Here is a 19405-nt window from a genome sequence, read left to right on the forward strand (position 1 = left end):
GCGCATGGCGATGAGGGGTGCCTCAGCTCTTGATTCGTGTGGCGGCGGATGAGGCCCCTGCGCAGGCCCCGCCGCCTCACGTGAATTACGTTACGGCGCTTGCCGGTTGAGGCGGAAGGGTGCGGCCGGCATCTGTGGGTAGTCGCGAGATTGTGGATATCTCGGCCACCCGATTGGGGGATGGGGGTGGGGGAGGGGCATGGTTGCGAGCTCGATCGATCGCGGAGGCGAGGGGCTCACGGCATCACAGAGCCCATCAGGGGAGGCTCGAACAGTCGGAAGCGGCACGAAGACGGGATCCGGCACGTGCCGGCTGACTTGACCGAGCCGCAGAGCCTCACTCCCGCGTTGGACGGGGCGAAGGCGCTGTTCCTCCTCCTGTCCGGCGACCTGCACGCCCCCGAGGCCAGGCCGACCGACATCATCGACCTGGCCGTGGCCAGCGGGGTCCGCCGGGTCGTCCTGCTCTCTTCGCAGGGCGTGGCGACCAGGCCGCTCGGCCCGACGCGGATCGCGATGCGCGCGGTGGAGGACGCGTTGAGAGAGTCCGGCCTGGAATGGGCCGTCCTGTGACCGGGCGGCTTCGCCTCCAACGCCCTGGCCTGGGCGGAGTCCGTGCGCACGCAAGGGACGGTCGCCGCGCCCTTCGGTGACGTCGGTGTTCCGATCGTCGACCCGGCGGACATCGCCGAGGACGCGGCGGCCTGCCTGCTGGACGGCCGGAACACCGGCGGAGTGCATGAGCTGACCGGACCCGAGGTGATCACGTCGCGTCAGCAGACGGAAGCCATCGCCGCCGCGCTCGGCTCGCCAGTGCAGTTTCACGAACTCACCCGCGAGGAGGCCAAGGCCGCAATGACCCAGTTCGTGCCGCCGGAGCTCGCCGACGACACCCTGGACATCATCGCCGCCCCGAACCCCGCCGAACTGGGGATCAGCCCGGACGTGGCACAAGTTCTCGGCCGACCCCCGCGGTCCTTCGACAGCTGGGTCGCCCGCAACATCGCCGCATTCGCTGAGGCGTAACTCAACTGAACTGCCTGGGCAACTCCGTGCGACTACGGCCGCACGGGGCGACCCCGCAGGGCCTCTGCCCGCCGCCAGCTCTGCCCAACGGGCACGTCGCGGGCGGTTCTGCGCAGGCCGTGCGCGACATGACGTGGCCGAGGTATTTGCGATGCATGCTCAGCGCCTCGTTACTGTCGTTACTCCGGACTGTCGTTACTCGGGACGTCGTGGTCGATGCCGCGCACGAGCAGGCACGTGTCGAAGGGTGATCTTCGAGCGCAGCAAACGCAGTTCGTGCCAGACGATCCACGGCCGCGCTTCCCTCGTCCGACTCGACGCACGGACCAACGAGCTTCCCAGCCGACAGCCACACCATCGACGGCTGCTGTCAGGACCTCTAAGCCCTTCGCCCGGTCCCGCCCCCGAGTCCCGCGCCGACCCCCACGGGGTCGTCGAGCACACTCCGGGCCACAGAATGCGCGGCGCCCAGAAGTGGCCCGTCGGGCCCCAGGCCGGAAACGGTCACGCCGCACGCGCGACCGGCGGTCCGCCCCGACAACTCCTCTTCGAGCGTGGGCAACAGCCACGGTGCCAGCCGCGACAGCGCCCCGCCGAGCACGACCGCCCGTGGATCGAGGAGGTTGACGGCGCCGGTGAGTGCGATCCCGAGCGCCGCACCGGCCTCGCGCAGCGCTCGCCGCACCCGTTCGTCGCCCGCGGCGGCACGCTCGGCCAGCCGGGCGCCCCGGTCCTCGCCGAGGTTCAGGCCCGCGGCACGCAGCACCGCTTCCTCACCCGCGTACTGCTCAAGACAGCCGCGTCCTCCGCAGGGGCAGGCCGGACCCTCGGGGCGTACGGGAACATGGCCCAGCTCGCCCGCGAATCCGTGCGTTCCGCGCAGCAGCCGCCCGTCGACGACGAGCGCGGCGCCGATGCCGATCTCTGCCGAGACGTGCAGGAAGTCCTCGGGCGTCTCGGCGCCGAGCCAGAGCTCGGCGAGTGCGCCGAAGTTGGCCTCGTTGTCGACGGTCAGCGGCAGCTCGGTGGGGACGAGACGGTCCAGGTCGACGTCCTGCCAGCCGAGGTTCGGGGCGCGGACGACGGTGCGGGTGTCACGCGCGACCAGGCCGGGGACGGCCACCGCGAGGCCCGCGGGCGCCAGACCGGCCTGACGGGACTCGTCGCACACCTGCTCCACCAGGACGGCAAGTTCCTGGAGGACGGGCAGGGGCGGGCGGCCACGGTTCCCGGCTCGGCGCACGGCCCGCGCCTGAACCTCCCCACGGAGGTCGACGGCGCACGCCGCGAGGTGGTCGACGCCCACCTCGGCGCCGATGCCGACGGGGCCCCGCGCGCTGACCGCCAGGGCGGAGCCGGGGCGGCCGACCCGGCCCGGGCGTTCCGGGCCCAGCTCGTCCAGGAGACCCGAGCGGATCAGCTCGTCCACCAACGTGGAGACGGCGGCCCGGGTCAGCCCGACGCGCGAGGCCACGGCGGCGCGGGAGAGCGGCCCGTGCGCGGCCACGGCGTGCATCACGCGGGACAGATTGCGGCGGCGCATTCCCTGCTGGGTGTCGGGCAGCCGCGCACCGGACGTACCCCGGCGCTCGTCGTGCAGCGGTGCGGTCATCCGTCGGTCAGTCCTCACTCCCCGTGGGGCGCCCTGTCCAGGAGCGGCGCCGCGTCGGAGAGTACCCCGGAGATCCGGGACAGCGCCGCCTCGTCCCGTTCGACGGGTTTCCGTACGGGCCCCTGATCCGTGCCCCAACGGCGCGCGATGGCGCTCGGGTCCTCCCCGGTCAGCACGCCCGCCGCCTGCGCCGCCGCGCCGAGGGCGACCAACTCCTGCGCCTGTGGCACCTGGACGGGGCGCCCGGAAAGCCGCAGCACGGTGTTCTGCCACGCGGTTCCGCGGGCCCCGCCTCCGATGAGCAGCAGCGGGGTCGACCGGTCGGCGTCCGGGTCCAGAACGAGGTTGAGCGCGCCGAGCAGTGAATGCACGGCCCCGTCGTACGCGGCCTGCAGCAGTTGTCCCGGGGTCGTGTCGTGCCGCAATCCGTGCAGCATGCCGGAGGAGTGCGGGAGGTTCGGGGTGCGCTCGCCGTCCAGGTAGGGCAGGAGCGTAACCGTGCCGCCCGGTTCGACCGCGTCGCGCCGCAGGTTGAGCAGGGTGGCCACCCGGTCGACGGCCAGCGTGCAGTTGAGGGTGCAGGCCAGGGGCAGCCACGCGCCGCGGGCGTCGGCGAAGCCGGCCACGGTGCCGGTCGGGTCCGTGGGACGGTGCTGCGAGACCGCGTAGACCGTGCCGGAGGTGCCGAGGCTCAGTACGGGTGTGCCGGGGCGCAGGCCGAGTCCCAGGGCGGCCGCGGCGTTGTCGCCGGTGCCGGGGGCGACGAGCGTGCCTCTGGAGAAGGGCAGTTCGCCCCCGTCACGGACCGTCCCCACGACCTCGCCCGGATGCGCGACCCGGGGCAGCAGCGCCGGGTCCAGGCCGACCAGGTCCAGGATGCCTTCGTCGTACTGCTCCGTGCCCGACGCCCACCAGCCCGTTCCGGAGACGTCCCCGCGGTCGGTCGTGCCGAGACCCGTGAGGCGTTCGGTGAGGTAGTCGTGGGGGAGGCGCACGGCAGCGGTGGCGCGTGCGGCGGCGGGCTCGTTCGCGGTGAGCCAGGCCCATTTCGTCACCGTGAAGGACGGTCCGGGGACGCTGCCGACCCGGTCGGCCCACACCTTGGGGCCGCCGAGGCGTTCGACGAGGCCGCGCGCCTGCGGGGCCGAGCGCACGTCGTTCCAGAGCAGCGCGGGCCGCACCGGGCTGCCGTCCTTGTCCAGGGTGACGAGACCGTGCTGCTGGCCGCCGATCGACACGGCGGCGGCTTCCCGTGCGGCCGTGCCGCACTGCTGGAGCGCCGCGCACAGGGCGTCCCACCAGTCCTGGGGGTCGCTTTCGCGGAGGTCACCCGTGCTGACGCGGTGCGGCGCCTGCCCGCTGGCGACGACTCGGCCGGTGGCCGAGTCGACGACCAGCGCTTTCGTGGACTGTGTGGAGCTGTCCACGCCGACGACGAGCGGCCCCTGGGCAGTGGGCGCTGATGACATGAGGGTCTCCGTTCCTGCGGTTCTCCCCGGGCCCGCCCCGGAGTTCCTTCCATGACCTTCCCAGCGGCGCCCTCGGATACTAATTTGTAAAGCGCCATGACGAAATAGCTGAGGGAGCCGCACATGAACTACCAGCCCACTCCTGAGGACAAGTTCAGCTTCGGCCTGTGGACCGTCGGCTGGCAGGGCAGGGACCCGTTCGGAGACGCCACCAGGGCCGCGCTCGACCCGGCCGACTCGGTACGCCACCTCGCCGAACTGGGCGCCTACGGAGTCACGTTCCACGACGACGACTTGATCCCGTTCGGCGCGTCGGATGCGGAACGCGAGGGGCACATCAAGCGGTTCCGGCAGGCGCTGGACGCGACGGGACTCGTCGTGCCCATGGCCACCACGAACCTCTTCACCCATCCCGTGTTCAAGGACGGCGGATTCACCGCCAACGACCGCGACGTACGCCGCTACGCGCTGCGCAAGACGATCCGCAACATCGACCTCGCGGCCGAGCTCGGTGCGCGTACGTACGTCGCCTGGGGCGGCAGGGAGGGCGCGGAGTCCGGCGCCGCGAAGGACGTGGGGAACGCGCTCGACCGGATGAAGGAGGCCTTCGACCTGCTCGCCGAGTACGTCACCGAGCAGGGCTACGACCTGCGGTTCGCGATCGAACCGAAGCCGAACGAGCCGCGCGGCGACATCCTGCTGCCCACCGTCGGCCACGCCCTCGCGTTCATCGAGCGGCTGGAGCGGCCCGAGTTGTTCGGCGTCAACCCCGAAGTGGGCCACGAGCAGATGGCGGGCCTGAACTTTCCGCACTCCATCGCCCAGGCACTGTGGGCCGACAAGCTGTTCCACATCGACCTCAACGGCCAGACCGGGATCAAGTACGACCAGGACCTGCGGTTCGGCGCGGGTGATCTGCGCAGCGCCTTCTGGCTGGTGGACCTCTTGGAACGGGGCGGCTACGAGGGGCCGCGGCACTTCGACTTCAAGCCGCCGCGCACCGAGGACGGCGAAGGCGTGTGGGCGTCCGCGGCGGGCTGCATGCGCAACTACCTGATCCTGCGGGAGCGCGCGGCCGCGTTCCGCGCCGACCCCGATGTGCGCGAGGCGCTGCGCGCCGCGCGCCTGGACGAGCTGGCGATCCCCACGGCCGACGAAGGGCTCGCCGGGCTGCTCGCCGACCGGAGCGCCTACGAGGCGTTCGACGTGGATGCCGCCGCCGCGCGCGGGATGGCCTTCGAGCGCCTCGACCAGCTCGCGATGGATCACCTGCTGGCGGCCCGAGGCTGAGCGACCGCCCGGCGGGACGTTCGTTCAACTTCCGCACAGGGGTCGCCATATGACCGGTTCGAGGCGACTCTTGATGGTATGGCCATGCCGCCCGTACCGCCGCAGCCCCCACCGCCGCCGCCCAGTGGCCCGCCACCAGGCGGCGGCTTCGGCCCACCACCAGGAGGCGGCTACGTGCCGCCTCCCCACGGCGGGGGGTGGCCGCCGGGGCCGCCGCCCGGAGGCGGCCCTCCGGGACGGCGTACCGGGCTGTTCATCCTGCTCGCCGTCATCGTGGTCCTGGGGGCCGTCGTCGCGCTGGTCCTGGTGACCAACAGCGACGATGACGACAAGAAGGGGCCCGCCGAAAGCACGAGGAACACGACACCCGAACCCACGCCCTCCCTGAGCATCCCTTCGCAGATCCCGACCGATCTGCCGACCGGACTGCCCACGGAGTTGCCGACCGAGCTGCCGAGCGGTGTCCCCTCCCTGCCCACGGACTTCCCGACGCTGCCCACCGACTTCCCCAGCGGCGTCGACCCGGCGCTGCCCTCGCCCGCGGCCGGACAGGTCCCGTACTACCTGCTGAAGGCCGGCGACTGCTTCAACATCGACAGCAGCAGGCCCGGTCAGGCGAGGAAGAAATCCTGCACCGCACCGCACGACGCCGAAGTCGTCGACCTCGCCGAACTGAAGGGCTCCTTGACGACCGACGCCGCCCTGAAGAAGGCAGCCGCCGACCTCTGCCGACGGACCCTGGAGCGCAAGGCGCGCAGCCAGCCGCCCGGAACCGTGCGAGGCACCCTGGTGCAGTACCCCGACGCATCCGGCTACCGGGTGGGCATCGACGACGTGGCGTGCAGCCTGGCGGGGGACAGCGGCGCGGGCAAGCGCAAACTCACCCGGCCGCTGTCCTGACGACGCGGCCTCGCGATCAGTACTTGCGCGGCAGCCGCACGTACGTCACCGACGTCTCCACCTCGCTGTCCACCAGCCGGCCGTTCTTGTCGAACGCCTCAGGCCCGTCACTCATGCCGAAGTCGTTGTCGTTGATGAGGGCCAGAGTGCGACCGTCTACCCGCGCCACGCCCTCGATCTTCCCGGGTACGCCGTCGACCGTCCCCAGGTCGACCGCCAGGCGTTTGCCGAGGACGGGCACTCCGGAGGCGGCAGGATCGTCCAGCTGCTCCAAGGAGGGCTGCGTCGTGGCCTGGTCCCACTTGCTGCCGAGGATGTTGGCCCGTCGGTCCAAGGAGACCGTCTGGAGGCGTGCGGCCTTGTCCGTGCGCTCCTGGACCAGCAGCCGGTCACGCCCGACGGCCACCACGGAGGAGATCTTCAGTTCGGACGTGTCGTCCTCACCGGGGTCGACGACACCCACCGGATCGAACCGATAGGCGTACTCGGCGGTGACGGCATCCTTCTTGGGCGAGAAGCGCAGCAGGCGCGCCGTGCGCGAGTCGTCGCCCGCGTCCTCGTCCGGCAGTGACAGCGGGCTCTGCACCGCCATCACGAGATCCCCTCCAGGGAGGAGAGCGAGCCCCTCGAAGCCCCGGTTCGTCTTGCGGTGCAGCAGGACACCCGGCAGCGCCTCGGCCACCGGATAGTCGGCGCCGCGCAGCTGGAGGCCCCGGGGAACGTAACGCTTGATGACCTTCCCGCGCGCGGATACGTGGATCAGGGAGGGCCCGTACTCGTCGATCAGCCAGAAGGTGCCGTCCGACGCCCGGACGATGCCTTCCGTGTCCAGCCCGTTCGCGTCGTACGGGACAGGGGTCTTGGCGTCGTAGCTGTACGGGGCTTCGTCGCGGCCCTCCTGGTTGGGCAGGCCCGTCACGGGCTTCCCGGAGGAGGTCGTGATCGGCAGGGCGGAGACGACCTTGACCTTGTCGCCCCGGACACGGATCTTCACGATCGCCGGGTCGAAGCCGGGCACGGGGAAGGTGCGGCGCTTCTTGCCGTCCACCTTGATCTGGCCGTTGGGCCCTCGATCGGTCACCGTCCAGAACTCGCCCTCGCGTCCGGCCGGGTAGAGGTCGCTGCCGATGCCGCCGAGATCCACACCGCGGTCGTTCTCCACCGTTCCCGGGAGCAGTGCGTTGCTGAAGGCGCCGAGCGGGATGTCCCCGAGCGTGGCGGTCCCGGTGACGCGCGCCTCCTTGTGGCTGCCGTGTGTCGGCTGGCCCGTGGCGGTGCCGGCCACGGTGAGGGCGGCGATCACGGCCAGCGGTATGCCGACGGCTGCGGAGCGGCGGACACGGCCCTTGCGGGCGGCGTGCGGGGACATCGGGGCCTCCTGGGGCACGGGTGCGGTGACAGCGGTCAGACTTCGCCGCCACCGCGAACGCAGGGGAGCCACCGGGTGAACGGAGGTGAACATGCCGACGGCGCCTCCCGCGAGGGGCAGGAGGCGCCGCCGTTCATCACCGCTCCGAAGACTGCCCGTGGGGGGGGGCAGAGTGCCTGGATCAACCCCTTTCGGATCGGCCGTACGAACAGCTCCGCTGAGTCCGGTGACCTTGCTGGTGAACCCGGTCGGGCTCGTGCGGTCAGACCTCCCTGAACCGACCTGACTCCACGCTCGCGCATGACATGGCCGCGCTCAATCGCCGGTCAGGGCGAGTGCGTGAGCCGGTGTTCCCGGCGCGCGAGCGGCCGGTGGAAACGCGCCGGTGGGCGCCGTACGCGATCCCACGCCACCCTGTGCGCCGGAGCGCGGGGGCCGGGCGGAGCGGACGGAATCTCCGGAGCGTACGGGCGCAGGTCCGCCACGACCGGCCCCCGGGTCACTCGCCCCCGGAGGCGACGGCCAGCGCTGTCGCAGGGTCGTGGACAGCGGGCCCTGCCGGCGTCCAACGGCCGCGCTCCTTGCGGTAGGGCCACCAGCGGCCGTCCCTCCCGTGGCGGAGCTGCGCGTCCGCGCCGACCACGGTCCAGCGATTGCGCGCCGCTCGCAAGGCGGGCCGCTCGTCGTCGTCCCAGGCGGCGTCCAGAGCGGCACGCGCGCGTGCCAGTGCCTCGTCCTGAGGTGTCCACTCCTCTTCGAGTATGTGGAGCGCGGCCCGACCGCCGTAGGTCCACGCCCGAACGGCGAGGGCGAGCCCTTCGCGGCCCCGCTCGGAAACGGCCGCCAGCCGGGCCTCGATCACCTCGCCGGGCCGACCGGCCGCCAACCGCACGGCATCCTCACCGCGGGTCAGTTCCTCGTCGACCGGCAGGCGTTCGTGACCGGCGGCGAGCGCGTCGGTCAGCAGCCGATAGGCCTCCACGGCCGCCTGAGCGGCCAGGAATTCGACCCCCGGTACGTCGAGCCCCGGTGCCGCCTCCGCCTCTGTGTCGAGCGTCGGCGGCATACCCGGCTCCACAGGCAGCGGAGGCAGGTCGGGCAGCGGCGGGAGGATGGCACCGTCCGCGTACGCCTGATCGGCTCCCACGCCCTCCGGAGCGGCATCCTGAGCGTCTTCCCGGGCCTCGTGCGCGTCGGCGGCAGCGACGCTCCGCGCCTGCAGTTCGTCGAGGAGCGCCCGCTCTCCCCGGCCGCGCATCAACAGCAGTACAAAGGGGTCCTCGTCGAGTAGGCGGGCCACCTGGTAGCAGAGGGCTGCTGTGTGCCCGCAGTGGTCCCACGCGTCGCAGTCGCACTCCGGCTCTAGATCGCCGATGCCCGGCAGGAGCTCGACACCGGCCGCCGCGGCGTCCTCCACCAGATGAGGCGGCATCTCCCGATCGAGGAGCGCCGCGATGTGCCCGGCCCGTTCGATGGCCATGCCCAGGAAGCGGTCCCACGCGCCGGGGCCCAGCTCCTGCAGCAGGACGTCGGAGCGGTGTGGCGTACCGTCACGGTCCTTCACGACCGCCGTGATGCGGCCGGGTCTGACGGTGACCGCGCCCACCGCGCCCGCCCGCGCGAGCCTGCGCCCCGCCTTGAGCTGCTGCAGGTCCAGCGCCGTGTCTTCGAGGGCCTTGAGCCAGGCCCGGCCCCACCAGCTCTGGGTGAATCCCCGCCCGTGCGGCGGCGCCAGCGGCGCGAACGTACGCTCGTCCGTCCCGCCGCCGCGCGGGTCGTCGTCCGGAGCGCCGTATGCGTCGTCGTGGATGTCCCTCATCGATTGCCCCCTCGCAGCTCCACCAGGTCGGACAGTTCGGCGTCGGTCAGCTCGGTGAGAGCGGCCTCGCCCGCGCCGAGGACGGAGTCCGCCAGCTCCCGCTTGCGCAGCAGCATCTCGGCGATCCGATCCTCGATGGTTCCCTCCGCGATCAGCCGGTGCACCTGCACGGGCTGGGTCTGCCCGATGCGGTACGCACGGTCGGTCGCCTGTGCCTCGACGGCGGGGTTCCACCAGCGGTCGTAGTGCACGACGTGCTCGGCCCGGGTGAGGTTCAAGCCCGTGCCCGCCGCCTTCAGGGACAGCAGGAAGACCGGGACGGCGCCGTCCTGGAACCGCTGCACCATCGCCTCGCGCTCCGCGATCGGTGTGCCACCGTGCAGGAACTGCGAGGGGATACCGCGCGAGGCCAAGTGCTGCTCGATGAGGCGTGCCATCTGTACGTACTGCGTGAAGACGAGCACGCCCGCGTCCTCGGCGAGGATCGTGTCGAGCAGTTCGTCGAGCAGTTCCAGCTTTCCGGAGCGCCCCGGGATACGGGGTGCATCCTCCTTGAGGTACTGCGCGGGGTGATTGCAGATCTGCTTGAGCCCGGTGAAGAGCTTGACGATCAGCCCCCTGCGGGCGATGCCGTCGGCACCGGAGATCTCCGCGAGGGTCTCCCGTACCACTGCTTCGTAGAGGCCCGCTTGCTCCGTGGTGAGCGAGACCGCGCGATCGGTCTCGGTCTTCGGGGGGAGTTCCGGCGCGATCCCCGGATCCGACTTGCGGCGGCGCAGCAGGAACGGCCGGACGAGCTGTCCGAGCCGCTCCGCCGCGCCGGGATCCGTCCCGCCCTCCACGGCCTGCGCGTAGCGGGTACGGAAGGTGCCGAGCTTGCCGAGCAGGCCCGGTGTCGTCCAGTCGAGGATGGCCCACAGCTCGGAGAGGTTGTTCTCCACGGGCGTTCCGGTGAGCGCCACGCGTGCGCGTGCCCCGATGGAGCGCAGCTGTCGGGCTGTGGCCGAGTAGGGGTTCTTGACGTGCTGTGCTTCGTCGGCGACGACCATGCCCCAAGAGGTCTGGGCGAGTCGCTCCGTGTCGAGTCGCATCGTGCCGTAGGTGGTGAGCACGAACTCACCGTCCGCCACGTCGTCCAGGGTGCGCTGGGCGCCGTGGAACCGGCGCACGCGCGTGCCGGGTGCGAACTTCTCGATCTCGCGCTGCCAGTTGCCCATCAGCGACGTCGGACAGACCACCAGCGTGGGGCCCGCGGACTCGTCCTGTGTCTGCCGGTGCAGATGCAGGGAGATCAGCGTGATCGTCTTGCCGAGCCCCATGTCGTCCGCGAGACAGGCGCCGAGGCCGAGGGAGGTCATGCGCGCGAGCCAGTTGAGGCCGCGCAGCTGGTAGTCGCGCAACTCGGCGGCAAGGGCAGCGGGCTGCCCGACGGGCTCCATGCCCTCGGGGTCGGCGAGCCGGTCGCGCAGGGTGGCGAGCCATCCCGTCGGCTGTACGGCGACACGACGCCCCTCGACCTCGGCCGTGCCGGTGAGCGCCGCGCTGAGCGCGTCGATCGGCGTGACCTTGTGATCGTGCCGGTCGCGAGCCCTGCGCGCCTCCACGGGGTCGACCAGCACCCACTGGTCCCGCAGGCGGACCACCGGGCGGTTGGCCTCAGCGAGGCGGTCCAGCTCTGCCCGGGTGAGCTGCTGGTCGCCCAGCGCGAAACGCCAGTTGAAGGCAAGCAGGGCGTCCGCGGACAGGAAGGAGGGGGTGTCCGAGGAGAGCTTGTGCGGGTCCTTGCCCGCGTTGTCCTCGTCGTCCGGTGGGCCGATGACCGCACGGGCGGTGAGACTGCGTGCCAGCTCTCGCGGCCAGTGGACGTCGACGCCCGCGACGGCCAGCGTCCTGGCGCCCTCGCCGAGAAGCGACGTGACGTCCTCGTCGGCGAGCTCGATCGCGTCCGGCACGGTGGCCGAGAGCAGTGGGGCGAGCGGCGGCCACGCACGCGTGGCGCGGCGCAGCGCGAGAAGGGCGTCCATGCGTGCGCGCGGGCCGAACGACTGCCCGGAAGAGCCCGACCCCGCCCACACCTCGGCGGCGTCCGCGACGACCGAAGGGTCACTGACGCTGTGCAGTTGCAGAACGGCGCGGAACGGCAGCAGGGTGCCGTCCTCGGAGACCGAGGCGAGACCGGGAATCTCGACGCGCAACGAGATCCGTACGCCGGCGTCGTGCCCGGCGGCCACATCCAGTGCCCAGGCGCGCTGTTCGGGAACACGCTGCGGTTCCGGTGCCGCGAACACCGTTCCCGCCGAGGCGAGGGGCGCGGCAGGGGAGCGCGGAAGGGTGTCGGCGACGGCGTCGAGGAACCGGCGCAGGAGGTGCTCGGGCTCGGGCAGCCGCAGCGGGGAGCTCTCGGCCAGCGGCAGGGCGTGGGCGGCGGGCGGCATCGCCGCCGCCAGGTCACGCAGCCGCTGCAGGTCGTCTGCGTTCAGCGGACCGGCGCGCCACGCGTCGTGATCGGTGGACGTCAGGCCCGGCAACAGAAGGCCACGCGCCGCCAGTTGCAGAGCCAGGACGCCGGCCGTTCCCCAGAAGGCGGCTGTCGTATGGGCACCTGCTGCTGCACGCGCGCGTGTGAGCACCGGCAGCGCGGAACGGAGGGGGAGCAGAACCGCGGGCACGGCGGTCAGCTCGACCCCGTCGTCCCCCGGCAGGGCAAGCATCAGCTCCTCGCGCGTGCCCGCGGTGACGACGGGAGGCTCGGTGCCGTCGGCGTGCCAGAACGCGACGCGTCCCCCGCGCGGCGGGTCTGTGGGCACGAAGAGTACGGAGCAGCGGGACAGTTCGGAGATCTCGGAGGGGGGCATGACAGGAAGCCTCTGCACAGCGATGGCGCATTCCTCAAATTTGACTAGCGACGCCGGAGCGGCCGAGAGTACAGCACGGTGATGGATCCACGGTAGCGGTGGCGGGGTGATGTGGGTCACTTCGCAGTGGGGGGTGTAGTCAACCCCCCTGTCGGACGGTGCTGGCCCCCGAGCGGACACGGGTGGTGCCGCCATGGTCGCCCAAGGTCACTGATCCGTACGTTCTATGAGGTCAGCCCGTCGCCACGAAGACCGGAGACCCACCATGCCCCACGCCGCCGCAGTAGCGGAACGCTCCCCAGCCGTCGCCGGTGGACCGACCGCCGGAAGCGACTTCGCACCCCTCCTGCGCGCGGTCAAGGCGCAGGGCCTGCTGGACCGCCGCATCGGCTGGTACGCGCGGACCATCGTGATCAACGCTATGGCGCTGGTGGCTGTGGGCATAGGGATGTTCGTGCTCGGCGCCTCGTGGTGGGTACTTCTTCTCGCCCCGGTGCTGTCCGTCCTCTGCGCCCGGACGGCGTTCATCGGCCACGACGCGGGCCACTCGCAGATATCCGGAAACCGGGCCGTGGGACGGGCGCTGGGTCTCGTACACGGCAACCTGCTGCTCGGTATGAGCTCGGCCTGGTGGAACGACAAGCACAACCGACACCACGCCAACCCCAACCACATCGAGAAGGACCCCGATGTCGCCGCGGACGTACTGGTGTGGACGAGCAAGCAGGCCAAGGTCCGCGTCGGCTTCCGACGCTGGCTCACCCGCAACCAGGCCTGGCTGTTCTTCCCGCTGACGCTCCTCCAGGGCGTCGCCATGAAGATCTACGGTTTCCAGGACCTGCGCCGACAGGACCCGCGGGAGCGGGTGACGGAAGGCCTTCTGCTGGTCGCGCATCTCGTCGGCTACGTGACGCTGCTGATCACCGCGATGCCCCTGGGGCACGCACTCGCCTTCGCCGCCGTTCACCAGGCCCTCTTCGGCCTCCATCTCGGACTGGCCTTCGCCCCCAACCACAAGGGCATGGAGATGCCCGACCCGAACGGTGAGCGGTGGGGACACCTGCGCCGACAGGTCCTGACCTCGCGCAACATCCGCGGCGGCCTGGTCACCGACTGGTTCCTGGGCGGGCTGAACTACCAGATCGAGCACCACCTGTTCCCGAGCATGCCCCGCCCGAACCTGCGCCGCGCCCAGCCGGTGGTGCGCGCTCACTGCGCGGCCGTGGGGATGTCCTACACGGAGGCAGGTTTCCTGGACTCCTACCGGCAGGTGCTGCGCCACATGTACGAAGTCGGTGAGCCCCTGCGGGTCGAGTAGCCGACCGGTCCGTGATCGCGTGGCAGGTCCGTGACCAGTCCGGCCACCCCGTGTCCAGTCCGGCCACCCCATGTCCAGTCAGGCCGGCCCGCGACCACTAGGGGGTCCGGATCAGGGGTCTCTCAGGGTCGGGGTCAGGAACCGTGGGGAGTCGGATCCCGTTCTCAAGACAAAGAGCGGCACAAGCCGCGGAGGAGGCGACGCACATGTCGAGAAACGCGAAGATCGCCGCAGGTGGTGTGGCGGCCGGAATCATTCTGCTGATCTGGCTGCCGTGGTGGGCCGCGCTCCTGATCGTGCTGGGAGTCCCCGCGGCGGCCTATCTGACCCTCGACTCCGGGCAGCGGCGCAGGCTCCGCCGTGTCACCCGCAAGGAGATAGGCCGCTGAGGCCGTTGCGGAGCCCGTGGCCCACCGGCGGACCCAGGTGAGCCGCCGCCGTACTCAAGCAGGGCGCACCGCTATCTGGTCGAGGGCTTCGAGGAGCGCCGGGAGCTCGGGCCCGCGGCCCACGGGCAGCACTTCGCCCGGTTCCTCGTCCAGCAGGACGAAGGCGATGTCGTCGGTCCTGGCGACCAGGGACCAGCCGGGACCGTCGGCCCGCAGGGTCCGCGCGTCGCCCGAGGCGAACGACGAGCGCACCCGACCCAGGGGCGGCGGTGTGTCGACGTACGCGCGAGCCTCGGCCAGGACGCGCCGGACACCGGTCAGAGGCGTCTCGGCGGCGTCCGCCGGCGCCTCCTCCGCGGTCCCGTCCGCCGCGTCCGCCGCGTCCGTCGCGAAGTCGCCGTCATCGATCTGTGTCCGCCAGGCCGCCCACTGCAGTGCTATCTCGTCCGCCCCCAGCCGCCGCTGGGCCGGGCCCCACGTGTCGGACTCAGGCGGCCTCAGTGAAGCACGGTCCTCGCTGCCGGGCTCCGGTTCCGGGTCGTGCGGAGCAGGTACCCCGGGTGCCGCCACGGCCACCGCGAGCGGCCAGCCGGGGAGCGCGGCGACCACCGTGCGCTCGTCGGGGGAGAGGTCGTACTCCATGCCGCAGTCCCAGGAGGCGATCGCCACGGCCACCAGCGACACGTCGTCGACGACGACCGTCCACCGCGCACCCGCACCGTCCTGCCCGAGCACGAGCCCGTATCCGGCGGCGAGCGGCGCGAGATCCAGTGCCGCGCACGCCTCCGGATAGTCGTCGCCCAGAACGCTGGGGAACTTCGCGGGGGTCAGCAGCACCGCCGTCAGTACATACAGCGCGTCGTCATCGGCGGCGACTGCGTCGTCCGTCCCGGCCATGCCAGCCTCCCCCATCGGTTCATCCGTCGGCGCACCCTAACCACTCGCCCCAGAGATCGTCGAGGGGTGGATGACCAGGAGAGTTGCCGGTGGCCGGTCCTGCCGAGCGGCGACGGCGAGCGCAGGGGATCAGGCGGCGGGCAGTCCGAGGAGTGAACGGGCCGCCTCCCGTGGCGACTCGTCCCGCTCCCGAGCGACGGCGATGACGGCACGACACGCGAGCTCGCTGATGCCGAACGACAGGGCCTCGGGGGAGACCCAGCCAGCCGCCTCGTCCATGTCGTCCTGATCGTCCTCGGCGCACGCCGCGACGTAGACCGCAGCAGCCTCGAACAAATTGTGGGCCCGTTTGCGGCCGTCACGCTCTGGCGCAGCCACGCTCTGGTCCCGTGCCGGCTTGTTCGCCCGCCACAACTTCCGGAGTCCGTCAAACACGTGGGCCACCCCCGTACCGCTACTGCCGCGGACTGCTCATCTTCCGTTCACCAACGTAGAGTTAGTGCTCCGGTGGCAGAAGGGGGACCGCGCGGTGAAGCGTTACGAGCGGCTCGAGCAGATCAGGCACCTGGACCCGGAGCGGGACTTTTTCGAGATCTACCGGCTCACCACGACCCTTGAATTCCCGTGGGACTACACGCGCGCCCTGGAACTCGCCCTCTACCGCACGTACGCGGTCCCCAGCATCGGCCGACTGCTTGCACGGACAGCCGAGCTGACCGACCGTCCACAAAAGCGGTACGACGACACGGCCTTGCTGCTCGACACCGTCGTGGAGCACGGATTCGACAGCGACAAGGGCCGCACGGCGATCCGTCGCATCAACCAGATGCACCGCAGTTATGACATCAGCAACGACGACATGCGCTACGTGCTGTGCACGTTCGTGGTGGTGCCGACGCGGTGGATCGACGTCTACGGCTGGCGCAGGCTCTCACGCCACGAGACGGCCGCCGCGGCCGCGTACTACCGCACCCTTGGGCAGCGGATGGGCATCAAGGGCATCCCGGGCTCCTACGCCGAGTTCGAGACGTGCCTCGACGACTACGAAGAGGCCCACTTCGCCTGGGACCGCGACGGGCGCGCGGTGTCCGACGCGACGCTGGACCTGATGGCCTCGTGGTACCCGCGCCCCATGGCACCCCTGATGCGCCACGCGACCCGCGCCCTCCTCGACGATTCACTGCTGCGGGCGTTCCGCTACGAACCGCCCCATGCCGTGTCCCGCGCACTGATCAGGCGCGCGGTGCGGCTGCGGGGGCGCGCGGTGCGCCTGATGCCGCCACGCACCGCACCGCGGCACGCGTGGCAGAACCGGGAGATCAAGGGGTACCGCGACGGATACGAGGTCGCCGAGCTCGGTTCGTTCCCGGTGCCCGGCGTCCGCGGGTGTCCGGTGCCGCACCAGGGCAGGTCAGCGGTCGCCTCCTTCGAGTGACGCCAAGGTCTCCCGTAGCCAGGCGAGTTCGGCCCGGCTCGTGGCGCGCGCGATCGTGAGGATGCCGCGTCGGAATGGGTCGTCGACCTCCTCGGCGGGAAGCGGCCGTTCCCCGTCGTAGAAGAAGCTGGCGGGCTCTTCCAGAAAGGCGAGCCTGCGGCGCAGCACCGCTGCCTGCGCGCCCTCCTCGTCCAGGTGGCGGAGGAAGGCGAGGACCGTGAACCAGCGGTTCTCGTCGGTGATGTCTCCTCGCGCCGGCTCCGCGAGTCGTCGGTGCAATTCACGCTGTCCGTCGGCGGTGAGGCTCAGGACATGGCGGGGCGCCGCCACGGAGCCGGGCTGGGTTTCACGCATGAGCAGTCCCGCCTTCTCGAGCCGCTTGATCGCCGGGTACAGCGTGCTCTCGGCGACCGGGCGTACGTGCCCGGTCAGCGCGGTGATGCGTTTGCGCAGTTCGTAGCCGTGCAGGGCGCTGTCGTAGAGGAATCCGAGGATGGCCAGTTCGAGCATGAGGTGCATTCTGCCGCACGAACCTACGCCTCCGGTGTACCTCGCCCAAGGTATACATCGGGACCGATGTATTGTCGCTGTGGGTCGCAAGCGGCCCTGGCTAGGAGCGGAACGACTAGGGGAGTGGGGACGGTCATGCGTGAAGCGCGATTCGATGCGCAGGGAAGCCGCGTGCGGTGGAGCGAGGCCGACGGGGCAGAGCCTGCGCGGGTGTACGTCCACGGCCTCGGCGCGGCTTCCGCGGCCTACCACGCGCATATCGCGGCCCGGCCCGAACTGGCCGGTCGCCGCTCGCTCTTCGTCGACCTTCCCGGGCACGGCCTCAGCGACCGCCCGGCCGACTTCGGATACACCTTGGAGGACCACGCCGACGCGCTGGCCGCGGCTCTCGACGAGGCCCGGCTCGCCGGGGCAGAGATCGTCGCCCACAGCATGGGCGGTTCCGTCGCCGTCGTGCTGGCGCACCGGCGCCCCGACCTGGTGGCGCGGCTCGTCCTGACAGAGGCGAATCTCGATCCGCATCCCCCGGCCACCGCCGGCAGCAGCCGCATCGCCACGTACACGGAGGAGGAGTTCGTCCACGACGGCTACGCGCGCGTGCTCGAAGAGGTCGGCTCCCCGTGGGCGGCCACCATGCGTCTCACGGACCCCCTGGCACTGCATCGCAGTGCGACCGGCCTCGTCGCGGGGACGCGGCCCACCATGCGCCGCATGCTCAGCGACGTGCGCGTGGACCGCGTCTACCTGCAAGGAGCCCTGAGCGGGGAACTCGTCGGGCGCCGTGAGCTGGAGGCGTCCGGGGTACGGGTGGTGACCGTGCCGGCGGCTGGTCACAGCGTCATGTTCGACAACGCCGACGCCTTCGCCGCGGCGATCGTCGGGCAGCCCTGACCGGGCAGCCCTGACGGGGCAGCGGCCAGGCGCGGTCAGTCCTGGCGTACCGCCAGCGCGAGAAAGCGGGCGTCCTCGTCGACGTACGACGTCAGGAGCCACCCGGAACCTGCCAGCAGGGGACGGAGGTTGGCTTCCGCGCGCAGATCGCCAGGAGCGATCTGTCGCCCCTGCCGGGCGGCGAGCGCGGCTCGCCCGATGGGATGGAACAGGGCGAGCTTCCCACCGGGGCGCACCACGCGTCGCAACTCCTCCAGGTTCTCCCCGGGGTTGGGCAGATGCGCGATCAGGCCCGCGCCGAACACGGCGTCCAGTGAGCGCGGGCGGAGCGGCAGACGCGCCACGTCGGCGAGCAGCAGCCGACCGTCCCGATCCCTGCCTGCCCGTGTGGCGGCCTCCAGCATGGCCGGTGTGAGGTCGGCGCCGAGCACCACGCCCGAGGCCCCTACGGCGTCCCTGAGGGCCGGGAGCGCCCGTCCCGTTCCGCATCCGGCATCGAGCACCGCGGAACCCGGTCGCAGGGCGAGCTCGGCGACGGCGGCCCGGTAGGCGGGGCCGTCGTCGGGGAAGCGGGTGTCCCAGTCGGCCGCGCGGGCGGAGAAGAATTCCTGGACCTTCGTGTGGTCGTCGCTCATGTGACCCATGATCGCGCAAGGAGCCGCAAGGAGCCGCAAAGAGCCGCAAGCGGCTACGAGGGCGCGGGGCGCACTCGTTCGAGCGTGACGCGATCGTTCAAGGCCGACTCTCAGTCATATTTCAACAGCTTTCGAAATGCGCCCCAGTCGTGCGCCCCTGGTCGGACTAGCGTCCCGGGGCCATGGGACACCTGGACCACGCCACCTTCGGCTGGCTGACCCCCGTGCTGTCGTACGCGATGGCCTGCATCGGCTCGGCCCTGGGGCTGTGCTGCACCGTCCGAGCGCTCGAGGCATCCGGCCGCTCGCGCCGCAATTGGCTCATCACCGCCGCCTCCGCCATCGGCACGGGCATCTGGACGATGCACTTCGTCGCCATGCTCGGCTTCGGAGTGACCGGCACCGAGATCCGGTACAACGCGCCGCTGACCTTCCTGAGCCTGCTGGTCGCGATGGCCGTCGTGGGCGCCGGTGTGTTCGCCGTCGGGTACGGGCGCGACCGCGGACGGGCCCTCGCGCTCGGCGGCCTGACCACCGGTATCGGTGTCGCGAGCATGCACTACATGGGCATGGCCGCCCTGCGGCTGCACGGCGACGTGCGGTACGACCCGGTGCTCGTCGGGCTCTCCGTGGTCATCGCCGTCGTCGCGGCGACCGTCGCCCTGTGGGCCGGGCTCAACATCAAGTCGCCGATCGCGGTCACCGTGGCGTCATTGGTGATGGGCGGGGCCGTGACCAGCATGCACTACACCGGGATGTTCGCCGTGAGCGTGCGGGTCGCGCCCTCCGACACCGCACTGCCCGGGGCCACGACGATGCAGTTCATCTTCCCCCTCGCCGTCGGCCTCGGGTCCTACCTCTTCCTCACCTCGGCCTTCGTCGCGCTGTCCCCGACCACCGGCGAGCGAGCGGCCTCCGTGTCGGCTCAGCGACCGGTCGGCGGCGTCGCCCACTAGGGGGCCCCGGGCCGGACGGACGACCGTACGCAAT

16 protein-coding genes and 1 pseudogene are annotated in these 19405 nt (G+C 71.4%); 8 read left to right on the forward strand and 9 right to left on the reverse strand.

Going from position 1 to position 19405, the window contains the following annotated elements:
- Window positions 1–180 precede the first annotated feature (180 nt).
- A pseudogene (locus tag ACFYXE_RS28255) lies at window positions 181–1026 on the forward strand (NAD(P)H-binding protein).
- Window positions 1027–1405: 379 nt separating this feature from the next.
- Here the strand turns inward: ACFYXE_RS28255 and ACFYXE_RS28260 are convergent.
- Entirely contained in the window at window positions 1406–2638 is a 1233-nt protein-coding gene (locus ACFYXE_RS28260; protein ID WP_389316935.1) for an ROK family protein, read from the reverse strand.
- A gap of 14 nt (window positions 2639–2652) precedes the next feature.
- Window positions 2653–4107: a xylulokinase gene (gene xylB, locus ACFYXE_RS28265; RefSeq protein ID WP_389316938.1), complete on the reverse strand. Its 1455-nt coding sequence runs from the start codon at window positions 4105–4107 to the stop codon at window positions 2653–2655.
- Between the two features lie 123 nt (window positions 4108–4230).
- Between xylB and xylA the strand changes: the two genes are divergently transcribed.
- Window positions 4231–5397 (forward strand): xylose isomerase, encoded by a 1167-nt coding sequence (gene xylA, locus ACFYXE_RS28270; RefSeq protein ID WP_389316941.1) that lies wholly within the window; start codon window positions 4231–4233, stop codon window positions 5395–5397.
- 174 nt (window positions 5398–5571) lie between these two features.
- The gene (locus ACFYXE_RS28275) at window positions 5572–6297 is read left to right on the forward strand and encodes a hypothetical protein (protein WP_389316944.1); all 726 of its coding nucleotides are present in this window, start codon (window positions 5572–5574) and stop codon (window positions 6295–6297) included.
- Window positions 6298–6313: 16 nt separating this feature from the next.
- Here ACFYXE_RS28275 and ACFYXE_RS28280 read toward each other — a convergent pair whose 3' ends face one another.
- The 3 genes from ACFYXE_RS28280 to ACFYXE_RS28290 all read right to left on the reverse strand — a co-directional run bounded on the left by ACFYXE_RS28280 (window position 6314) and on the right by ACFYXE_RS28290 (window position 12340).
- Window positions 6314–7666 (reverse strand): esterase-like activity of phytase family protein, encoded by a 1353-nt coding sequence (locus ACFYXE_RS28280; RefSeq protein WP_389316947.1) that lies wholly within the window; start codon window positions 7664–7666, stop codon window positions 6314–6316.
- Window positions 7667–8165: 499 nt separating this feature from the next.
- Window positions 8166–9485: an SWF or SNF family helicase gene (locus ACFYXE_RS28285; protein WP_389316950.1), complete on the reverse strand. Its 1320-nt coding sequence runs from the start codon at window positions 9483–9485 to the stop codon at window positions 8166–8168.
- A complete protein-coding gene (locus ACFYXE_RS28290) occupies window positions 9482–12340 on the reverse strand; it encodes a DEAD/DEAH box helicase (protein ID WP_389316953.1) in 2859 nt (952 codons plus the stop codon). The genes ACFYXE_RS28285 and ACFYXE_RS28290 overlap by 4 nt, the downstream gene beginning before the upstream one ends.
- A gap of 265 nt (window positions 12341–12605) precedes the next feature.
- Between ACFYXE_RS28290 and ACFYXE_RS28295 the strand changes: the two genes are divergently transcribed.
- Window positions 12606–13658: a fatty acid desaturase family protein gene (locus ACFYXE_RS28295; RefSeq protein ID WP_389316956.1), complete on the forward strand. Its 1053-nt coding sequence runs from the start codon at window positions 12606–12608 to the stop codon at window positions 13656–13658.
- A 206-nt stretch (window positions 13659–13864) separates the two neighbouring features.
- Window positions 13865–14047: a hypothetical protein gene (locus ACFYXE_RS28300; RefSeq protein ID WP_361168708.1), complete on the forward strand. Its 183-nt coding sequence runs from the start codon at window positions 13865–13867 to the stop codon at window positions 14045–14047.
- 54 nt (window positions 14048–14101) lie between these two features.
- Here ACFYXE_RS28300 and ACFYXE_RS28305 read toward each other — a convergent pair whose 3' ends face one another.
- Window positions 14102–14944 (reverse strand): hypothetical protein, encoded by an 843-nt coding sequence (locus tag ACFYXE_RS28305; RefSeq protein ID WP_389316960.1) that lies wholly within the window; start codon window positions 14942–14944, stop codon window positions 14102–14104.
- Between the two features lie 129 nt (window positions 14945–15073).
- Window positions 15074–15322: a hypothetical protein gene (locus tag ACFYXE_RS28310; RefSeq protein WP_361168702.1), complete on the reverse strand. Its 249-nt coding sequence runs from the start codon at window positions 15320–15322 to the stop codon at window positions 15074–15076.
- A 151-nt stretch (window positions 15323–15473) separates the two neighbouring features.
- Between ACFYXE_RS28310 and ACFYXE_RS28315 the strand changes: the two genes are divergently transcribed.
- Entirely contained in the window at window positions 15474–16379 is a 906-nt protein-coding gene (locus ACFYXE_RS28315; protein ID WP_389316963.1) for an oxygenase MpaB family protein, read from the forward strand.
- On the opposite strand, the gene ACFYXE_RS28320 is transcribed toward ACFYXE_RS28315, so the two are convergent.
- Window positions 16356–16889 (reverse strand): PadR family transcriptional regulator, encoded by a 534-nt coding sequence (locus tag ACFYXE_RS28320; RefSeq protein WP_389316966.1) that lies wholly within the window; start codon window positions 16887–16889, stop codon window positions 16356–16358. The two genes, ACFYXE_RS28315 and ACFYXE_RS28320, sit on opposite strands and share 24 nt — an antisense overlap.
- A 135-nt stretch (window positions 16890–17024) precedes the next feature.
- Between ACFYXE_RS28320 and ACFYXE_RS28325 the strand changes: the two genes are divergently transcribed.
- Window positions 17025–17780 (forward strand): alpha/beta fold hydrolase, encoded by a 756-nt coding sequence (locus ACFYXE_RS28325; RefSeq protein ID WP_389316969.1) that lies wholly within the window; start codon window positions 17025–17027, stop codon window positions 17778–17780.
- A gap of 35 nt (window positions 17781–17815) precedes the next feature.
- On the opposite strand, the gene ACFYXE_RS28330 is transcribed toward ACFYXE_RS28325, so the two are convergent.
- Window positions 17816–18415 (reverse strand): class I SAM-dependent methyltransferase, encoded by a 600-nt coding sequence (locus ACFYXE_RS28330; protein WP_389316972.1) that lies wholly within the window; start codon window positions 18413–18415, stop codon window positions 17816–17818.
- 182 nt (window positions 18416–18597) lie between these two features.
- On the opposite strand from ACFYXE_RS28330, the gene ACFYXE_RS28335 reads away from it, so the two are divergent.
- Window positions 18598–19371, forward strand: a complete 774-nt coding sequence (locus ACFYXE_RS28335) for an MHYT domain-containing protein (protein ID WP_389316975.1) — start codon at window positions 18598–18600, stop codon at window positions 19369–19371.
- Window positions 19372–19405 lie beyond the last annotated feature (34 nt).

It is taken from the genome of Streptomyces sp. NPDC002564, assembly GCF_042889645.1.
GTDB lineage: Bacteria > Actinomycetota > Actinomycetes > Streptomycetales > Streptomycetaceae > Streptomyces.